Origin of the sequence: Planococcus sp. CAU13 (assembly GCF_000775575.1) — a bacterium.
Lineage (GTDB): Bacteria > Bacillota > Bacilli > Bacillales_A > Planococcaceae > Planococcus.
The window spans coordinates 1-8,203 of record NZ_JRGN01000221.1 but is presented as its reverse complement, the minus strand read 5'-3'; the positions used below and the strand labels follow the sequence as shown (position 1 = coordinate 8,203).

7 protein-coding genes are annotated in these 8,203 nt (G+C 48.8%); 5 read left to right on the top strand and 2 right to left on the bottom strand.

Translation table 11 applies throughout. From position 1 onward, the window contains the following. Positions 1-57 precede the first annotated feature (57 nt). A complete protein-coding gene (locus KW93_RS10260) occupies positions 58-243 on the bottom strand; it encodes a YhzD family protein (protein WP_033542920.1) in 186 nt (61 codons plus the stop codon). Between the two features lie 135 nt (positions 244-378). Here KW93_RS10260 and KW93_RS10255 point away from each other — a divergent pair, with 135 nt between their 5' ends. The 5 genes from KW93_RS10255 (at position 379) to yhaM (ending at position 7,623) form a co-directional block, all read left to right on the top strand. After that, positions 379-1,278 carry an ABC transporter ATP-binding protein gene (locus KW93_RS10255; protein WP_033542919.1) on the top strand — a complete coding sequence of 300 codons (900 nt, stop codon included), beginning with the start codon at positions 379-381 and terminating at the stop codon, positions 1,276-1,278. Then, entirely contained in the window at positions 1,271-2,518 is a 1,248-nt protein-coding gene (locus tag KW93_RS10250) for an ABC transporter permease (protein ID WP_033542918.1), read from the top strand. Before KW93_RS10255 ends, KW93_RS10250 begins: the two co-directional genes overlap by 8 nt. Positions 2,519-2,628: 110 nt before the next feature. Beyond that, the gene (locus KW93_RS10245) at positions 2,629-3,861 is read left to right on the top strand and encodes a metallophosphoesterase family protein (RefSeq protein WP_033542917.1); all 1,233 of its coding nucleotides are present in this window, start codon (positions 2,629-2,631) and stop codon (positions 3,859-3,861) included. Beyond that, complete coding sequence (locus tag KW93_RS10240) at positions 3,851-6,688, top strand: ATP-binding protein (RefSeq protein WP_033542916.1); 2,838 nt, start codon at positions 3,851-3,853, stop codon at positions 6,686-6,688. The genes KW93_RS10245 and KW93_RS10240 overlap by 11 nt, the downstream gene beginning before the upstream one ends. Beyond that, entirely contained in the window at positions 6,685-7,623 is a 939-nt protein-coding gene (yhaM, locus tag KW93_RS10235) for a 3'-5' exoribonuclease YhaM (protein ID WP_033542915.1), read from the top strand. The genes KW93_RS10240 and yhaM overlap by 4 nt, the downstream gene beginning before the upstream one ends. 64 nt (positions 7,624-7,687) lie before the next feature. Here the strand turns inward: yhaM and KW93_RS10230 are convergent. Further along, positions 7,688-8,203, bottom strand: a 516-nt coding sequence (locus KW93_RS10230) for a peptidylprolyl isomerase (RefSeq protein WP_033542914.1), incomplete at its 5' end; no start/stop codon positions are given.

Genomic DNA, 8,203 nt, shown 5'->3' with positions numbered 1-8,203 from the left:
GTTAGATTTGAACTCTAACTTTTGGGGTGCACCACCCAGCGGGACACTTTTTCTTTATTATGAATGAAAAAGCAATAATTTGCCGGCCGGTGAAGCGAGACGGTGCGTCTGGTCTTCCAGTCCTTTTTCCTTCAGAATTTCATGCCCTTTATCTCTGGCCTGCTCATCATTTTCCGCTGTAAACGTTTCTTCCATTATCATTTTCCCGGTTTGCTCAAATGCCGTTAATTTATAAGTTCTCATCATGGATCCTTCCTTTCTGAATCACTATTCATTTTCAGTATAAAGGGTTTTATTCCAAATGTCCTGTAATTGTTTGAAACATTTAGAAGTAAGGTCCGTATAAATACTGTACATAATCGCAAAGGAGGATTCGAGATGACTTTATTTGTCGACCACGCAACAAAGAAATTCGGGGAATTCACTGCGGTGGATGATTTATCATTGAAAATCGAAGAGGGGCAGATGCACGGGTTTTTAGGGGCAAACGGAGCAGGCAAGACGACGACTTTCCGCATGATTCTTGGATTATTGGATCCCACTCAGGGCCGGGTGACATGGAAAGACAAGCCGATCACCTATGATTCGAGCCCTTTTATCGGCTATTTGCCGGAAGAGAGAGGCCTGTATCCGAAGATGAAAGTGGAAGATCAATTGATCTATCTTGCGCAGCTTCGGAAAATGTCGAAAGAAGATGCAAAAAAAGAAACGGCTGCCTGGCTGGAGCGTTTTGAAGTGCCGCATTACGCCGGCAAGAAAGTGGAAGAGCTGTCGAAAGGGAATCAGCAGAAAATCCAATTGATCGCGTCATTGGTACATAAGCCGTCACTGATCATCCTGGATGAACCATTTTCCGGTTTGGATCCCGTCAATGTGGAAATACTGAAACGAGCAATTCTGGATGTGCAGAAACAAGGAGCGACAATCGTGTTTTCAAGTCACCGCATGGATCATGTCGAGGAATTATGTGATGACATGAGCATCCTTGACCACGGAAAAGTGGTCGTGGGCGGATCCATCAGGGAAGTGAAGCGGAATTTCGGCAAGCAGAATGTGCGCCTCAAGATGGATCAGGATCTGGACAGCCTTGGCCGGCTGCCGGGTGTTGAAAAATATACGGATCTAATCGACGGGGCACTTCTGCAGATAACCGAGGAATCGACAGCCCAGCGTATTCTGAATGAAGCGATGAAACTGGGGCAGCTGCGCCATTTCTCCATAGAAGAGCCTTCACTGGAAGAAATCTTTATCGCAAAGGTGGGCAAAGCGTATGAATAGTTTTTGGATTATTTTCAAACAGGCGTTCATGACAAAAGCGCGGACAAAATCATTTATCATCACGACCATCATCGTGGCAGCGGCGTTTTTCCTGCTGGCGAACCTTCCTGCCATCATTGAATCGTTCGCAGGCGACGAGGAAAGCCAGGTTCTTCATGTGGTTGATGACAGCGGAGAACTTGTGCCGCAATTGCAGGCGCAGCTTGAGCAGGCTGACAGTAATATTCAGGCGATGCCGACGGATCTGTCCGAAGATGAGCTGCAGGAAGGCATCGCAGAAGGCACAATTGATGCCTATCTGGTCATCGAAGGCGGAGATGCCCTGTCTGCCCGTTACATCTCAGAATCAGCAAATGAAATCGGGGCAGGCGCAGATGTGGAAAATGCTGTTCAGGCAATACAGACGGCTCTGACCGCTGAAAGGCTGGGGCTCAGCGGAGCGGAAGTCGGCGAATTATTCCTGCCCGCCAGTTTTGAGCGGGAAGCCGTATCGGACAGCGCCAAGACAGAAGAAGAACTGAGCCAGGCGAGAGGATTGGTTTACGTTCTCATCCTCCTTATTTACGTCGCGGTCATCTATTACCCGAATATGATCGCCATGGAAGTGGCCAATGAAAAATCATCCAGGGTGATGGAAATCCTGATTTCTTCCGTATCGCCGGTCAAGCATATGTTTGCAAAAATTCTTGGCATCGGCACACTTGGCATTGTCCAGATGATGATTTTCGGGATCGCCGGTTATTTTGCATTCAGAACATCCGCTTCTGATATGACGGAAGGATTTTTCAGCGTCATGGGATTCTCTGATATCAAAGTGAGCACATTCCTGTTTGCGATTCTGTTCTTCCTGCTGGGCTATTTCCTGTATGCGGTGCTTGCAGCACTGCTTGGTTCGCTCGTCAGCCGCACAGAAGATGTTCAGCAACTGATGCTGCCGATGATGTTCCTGATCATCATTGCGTCGTTCATCGCATTTTCAGGAATCGGCATGCCGGATGCGGGCTATGTCACTGTCACTTCGTTCATCCCTTTCTTTGCGCCGCTCGTCATGTTCCTGCGAGTCGGGATGCTGGATATCCCTCTCTGGGAGCCGCTCCTGTCCATCGCGATCATGCTTGTGACAATCGGCATTCTTGGCTGGTTCGGTGCGCGTGTATACCGAGGAGGCGTTTTGATGTACGGTTCTTCGCAGTCACTGAAAGACATCGGCAAAGCCATCACGCTTGGCAATAAAAAATAAAAAGCTTGCTTCAGGACTGTTTGCGGAGAGATTTCCGCAAACAGTTTTTTTTATGGGGGTTGCATGGTAAAATTAGAACAAATATTCGCTTTCAGAGGAGAGGTCACAACATGGCGCCGATACGTTTCATCCATACTGCAGATTTACATCTGGGCAGTCCGTTCACAGGCATCACCGGAATTGCGCCGGCACAGCGGAAAAAACTGAGCGATACCGTCTATCAGGCTTTTGACCGGCTGATTGATTATGCTGTCAGGGAACATCCTGATTTTGTGTTAATCGCCGGTGATATTTATGACGGCGAAGACCGGGCGCTTCGTGCGCAGTTTAAATTCCAGCAGGGGATGGAGCGGCTTTCGGACGCCGGTGTCCCAGTATTGATCAGTCACGGAAACCACGACCATCTAGGAGGTGTCTGGAGCCGTTTTGAACTGCCGGAAAATGTCCATGTTTTTGGAGGCAAAGTGACAAGCCGTCATTTCACCGCAGCAGGAAATTCGGTTACGGTGACCGGATTCAGTTACGGGGAACGTCATGTAAAAGAAGGCAAAATTACCGATTTTCCGCAGGCTGATGAAAACGCCGACTATCACATCGGCATGCTGCACGGCAGTATGGACGGGGATTCGAGCCACGCCGTTTATGCCCCTTTCAGGAAAGAGCAATTGCTGAGCCGGAATTACCATTACTGGGCGCTTGGGCATATCCATCTCCGCCAGATTCTCAACCGGCACCCATTCATTGTGTATCCGGGAAATATTCAGGGGAGACACCGGAACGAAGCCGGAGCTAAAGGATTTTATGACGTGCGGCTGGACGGAGCGGAAACGGAACTTGAATTTATCCCGACATCTGCAGTCAATTTCGATTCACTGTCTGTTTCCTGTACCGGGATCCTTCACATGAATGAATTGATCGATGCGTGCACAGCGGCCGCCGGGCAATACACAGCTGAAGGCAGTGCTGTTATCGGGGTTCTCCATTTGACGGACCTGGACGCGGATTCGTCCGAGCTGTTGGACGGTGTACCCGAATCCGCTTTACTGGAAACGGTTCAGGAAGCGCTGGATGCGAGTTCAATTAGAGCGTGGATTACAAACATCGTAATTGAAGACACCTTCAGCGAAACCAGCGTTTCAGCGATCGGAGAGAAAATTTCTTCGACACTGGCAAGGTGGCAGCCGGCCGACTGGAAAAGGAATCTGAAAGACCTGTATCAGCATCCGAAGGCGAGCAGGTATCTCGCGCCTCTCACAGAGGAATTGATGCAAGAAATAAAATCGGAAGCGATTCCAAAAATACATAGAGCCATGCGAACGGGGGGACAGACGGGTGAGAATTGAAAAATTGACGGTCTATGGCTTCGGAAAACACGAAAACCTGACAATCCCGATTCACGAGGCATTGGCCGTTTTCCATGGCCGGAATGAAGCGGGCAAGACGACCCTGCAGCAATTCATCATTCAGATTTTATTCGGATTTCCTTCCCGAAATCACACAGGCAGCCGCTACGAACCGAAAGCGGGCGGAAAATACGGCGGACAGATCCAGCTGACGGATGAGCAATTCGGAAAAGTGGTGATCGAACGGATTAAAGGGAAATCAGCGGGTGATGTAACGGTTTATTTCGAAAACGGCTCACGTGGAGCGGAACCGGAACTGAAAAAAATTCTCCGTGATTTTGACCGTGCCTCATTTGAAGCCATCTTTTCGTTTTCCATCCATGAACTGCAGGGACTCGACAGGATGACAGAAGAGCAATTGAGCCGCACGCTGCTGGCATCCGGTACGACAGGTGTCGACGGGATTACGCAGCTGGAAGCGGAACTTGAAAAGGAAATGGGCCTCCTGTTCAAAAAAGGAGGGCGCAATCCGCAGCTGAACGGCTTGATCGATGAACTCAGAAATGATGAAAAAGAGTTGAAACAGCACCGTGAACAGGCGGATTTATACGGACCCTATGTCGAACAGCTGGAGCAGCTGAACAGACGGATCGCCGAACTGACGGACAGGGAAAGTGGGATTGCAGGGCAACTTGTGGAAGCGGGCAAACAGCAGCAGGCAGCTCCGCTTTATCGGAAAAAAGAAGAACTGCAGCAGCAGCTTGCTTCCATTACAGCCGAGTCATTTCCCGCTGACGGACGCAGGCGGATGGAGCGGGTGGCCGACCAGATTTCAGAGTCTGCAGCCAAACTGAATCTTTTGGCCAGTGAACTGGCTGCAGTGCCGGCTGCAGCAGAAATGTTTGCAACTCGCGCCGGCCTGGAAGAATTGATCGAAAAGGAATCCGAATGGCACCGTTTTCGTTCAGCCTTCAAAGATAAAGAAATGGAAGCGGAGAAACTGAAAGATGAACTGGAGCAGCAATTGGGGATGATCGGCATGCCGCTGGGCGAAGCTCTTCAGTTTGATGTTTCCCTTATTAATGAGGAAAAACTGGCGGCTCTTGCCATAGAAGCGGAAAAGGAAGAAGAAAACAGCCGTTTCCGTGAAAGGCAGCTGCAGGATGAAAAAAAGAAATTGATTGAAGCTGAAAAAGAAATGTCGGTTCTGGAAAACACAGCTCCGCCAGCAGAACAGCGGGCAGCTGCAGAAGAATGGCCTTCGATCAAAGACAAGCTCACCGAGGCAAAAGCGCTGCAGCGCATGGGCAGACAAAAAGGAAATCAGCCTCTTGCCTATATACTGGCTGCACTCGGAATTGCAGGCGTGTTAATCGGATTTATCCAGGGAGAATTTCTGATTGGCCTATTGGCTTTCGGTGCGGCATTAGTTGGAGGCTGGATGCTCTGGCAGAGTCACCGCAAAATGGATGGCTTTGAAGATACAGACGAACTGATCAACCGTTTTGGCGGAAGGGAAGCGGAACTCGAGGCCCTGCAGCAGAAGATCAATGACTATGACCGCAGAGTCGAAGAGACGCTTCGTACCATTGCCGCCTGTGATGAAAAGATCGATGAACTGTCGAGTGAAATCGGTCACAAGCCTGCATCCGCAGCCTTCACTGATTATCTGCATCATCTGGGAATAGCATCATCTGCCAGTAAATCCACACTGTTTGAATTGTTCAGGACCATCCGAAAAGTACAGGAAATCCATGTAAAACTGAAAAGAAACCAAGAAGCACTTGCAGAAGCGAAAAAAGAAGAAACGGAATGGCTGGAACAGGCGGCCGCCGCAACCGGACGCAGCATCCAAGCGGCCGATTTATATACAGTGCTTCGGTCGGAGGCAAAAATAGCGCGGGAACAAAGTGAAACCAACCGGAAATCAAAAGAAAAGAGAGAAGCTCTAACAAAAGAAATGGACGGTCTGAACAGCTACCTGAACGAACTGGAAGCTGAAAAACAGAAATTGCTGGACGAATGCGGGGCAGGGGATACCGAAGAGTTTTACCGGATGCATCTTGATTGGAATCATAAAAAAGAACTGCAGCAGGAACTGGCACTTGTGATGAACCAATTGACGGCGATGGGTGCAATTGAAGAGAAACCGGCTGAAAAGGATATACCGGCAGAGAAGCGGATCAGCGAGCTGGAAACGGAACTGTCCCAATTAAAGACGAGGCGCAATGGGCTTGTCGATGAAAGAGCGGAATTGCAGCAGCGGGTAAATCATCTACAGACGGACGAAGCCTATGAACTGAAGCTTCAGAATTTCGAAGAGAAAAAAGCGCGGTTCAACGAGCTCGCCCATCGCTGGTCTGTAAACAAAGCGATTATGGAAGCAATTCGTGAAACGATGACCGAACTGAAAGAGAAATCGCTGCCGGCTGTACTGGAGGGAGCGTGTGATTTCTTTCAGCGGCTTACGGGAAATGCCTACAGCAGCATCGAAATTCACCCGGACGGTCATTTTGAAGCAGTGAGGAACGATAGCATGCGTTTCCGCATTGCAGAATTGAGTCAGGCGACAAAAGAACAGGCCTATCTTGCGCTGCGGTTCAGTCTGGCTGTTTCCATGCAGAAGAGCCATCCTTTTCCGATCATCATGGATGATCCTTTTGTCCATTTTGATCGCCTGCGGCTGCAGCAAGTGATAAACTTGATAAAAGAGCTGCAGGCGGAGCATCAGTTCATTTATTTCACCTGCCACGAAGAGATGTGCGCGGCCTGGCCGGAAGCACAGGTTATCGATGTGGCCAACACTGGAAGGAGTGTATATTTATGAAAAAAGGCATTACCCAACGGGCTGTTGGAGAAACAATAGATGAATTTCTGCTGATCAAACAATCGGTAAAAGGCGTCACGACTACAGGAAATCCGTTCATGTCACTGGTTTTACAGGATAAGAGCGGTGATATCGAGGCGAAACTGTGGGATACAAAAGATGAACACGAAAAATTGTTTGCAGCTGAAACGATTGTCCGTGTAGGCGGAGAAATCCATAATTATCGCGGCAAAAACCAATTGCGCATCAAAAGCATAAGGCCTGCGAAACCGGAAGAAAACCAGTCGATCGGTGATTTGCTGCCCGCTTCCGAAAAGACGACAGATCAGCTTTTCGAGGAAATTATGCAGTATTTATTTGAAATGGAAAATCCACAGATTCAGCGGATCACCCGCCATCTCCTGAAAAAACATCAGCAAAGCGTGCTGACATTTCCGGCGGCAACGAGAAATCATCACGATTATGTCTCCGGACTGGCCGACCATATCGTTTCCATGCTGCGCTTGGGGAAATCGCTGATTGCCATTTATCCGACATTGAACAAAGATCTGTTATACGCTGGAATCATCCTACACGATATCGGCAAAGTGTTCGAGCTTTCGGGTCCGGTTGCAACGACTTATACAGTGGAAGGGAATCTGCTGGGACATATCTCCATCATGGTGACAGAAATCTCCAAGACGGCAGACGAACTTGAAATCGAAGGGGAAGAAGTGATGCTTCTTCAGCATATGGTCCTGTCACACCACGGCAAGGAAGAGTGGGGCAGTCCGAAACGTCCGATGATCAAAGAAGCGGAAATGCTTCATTATATCGATAACATCGATGCGAAGATGATGATGCTCGACCGTGCTCTTGAGAAAACAAAACCCGGCGAATTTTCCGAAAGGCTTTTCCCGTTGGAAAACCGTTCATTCTACAAGCCGAATATTTAATGACAAAAGACAAAACCCCCGCATCCAATCGGAAGCGGGGGTTTTGTGCTGTGGATATTTATTATTATTCTGCAGCCGGAGCTCCACCGTTCATGATTTCATCCAGCGCGCCTTCAAGATCTTTGTCTTTGATTTCAACATTCGCTTCTTCCATCAATTTCGCAATTTTTGGAAGCAATGCAGCCTGGTCAGCTTTTTGCATGGCAATTTCACTGCGAAGAGCGTCTTCCTGGCCTTCAAGCGGCTCAGCGCCTTCCACTTCACGTTTTTCCAATACCTGAATGATATGGAAACCGAATTGTGATGAAACCGGTTCGCTGATTTCTTCAAGTTCCAAAGCATACGCTGCTTCCTCGAATTCCGGAACCATTGCACCTACGCCGAACCACCCCAAATCTCCGCCTTCAGCAGCAGAGCCATCAGAAGAATATTCCTGTGCCAATTCAGCGAAATCGCCGCCAGCGTCCAACTCAGCTTTTACTGTTGCTGCCGTTTCTTCATCTTCCACGAGGATGTGGCGTGCGTTAAGTTCTGTATTTTGGCGCTCATGCTGCGCTTGGATTTCTTCATCAGTCACTTC

Excerpts from the sequence above, each read along its gene's own strand:
- KW93_RS10260 (WP_033542920.1), bottom strand. The coding sequence starts at position 243 with ATGAGAACTTATAAATTAACGGCATTTGAGCAAACCGGGAAAATGATA.
- KW93_RS10255 (WP_033542919.1), top strand. The coding sequence starts at position 379 with ATGACTTTATTTGTCGACCACGCAACAAAGAAATTCGGGGAATTCACT.
- KW93_RS10250 (WP_033542918.1), top strand. The coding sequence starts at position 1,271 with ATGAATAGTTTTTGGATTATTTTCAAACAGGCGTTCATGACAAAAGCG.
- KW93_RS10245 (WP_033542917.1), top strand. The coding sequence starts at position 2,629 with ATGGCGCCGATACGTTTCATCCATACTGCAGATTTACATCTGGGCAGT.
- yhaM (WP_033542915.1), top strand. The coding sequence starts at position 6,685 with ATGAAAAAAGGCATTACCCAACGGGCTGTTGGAGAAACAATAGATGAA.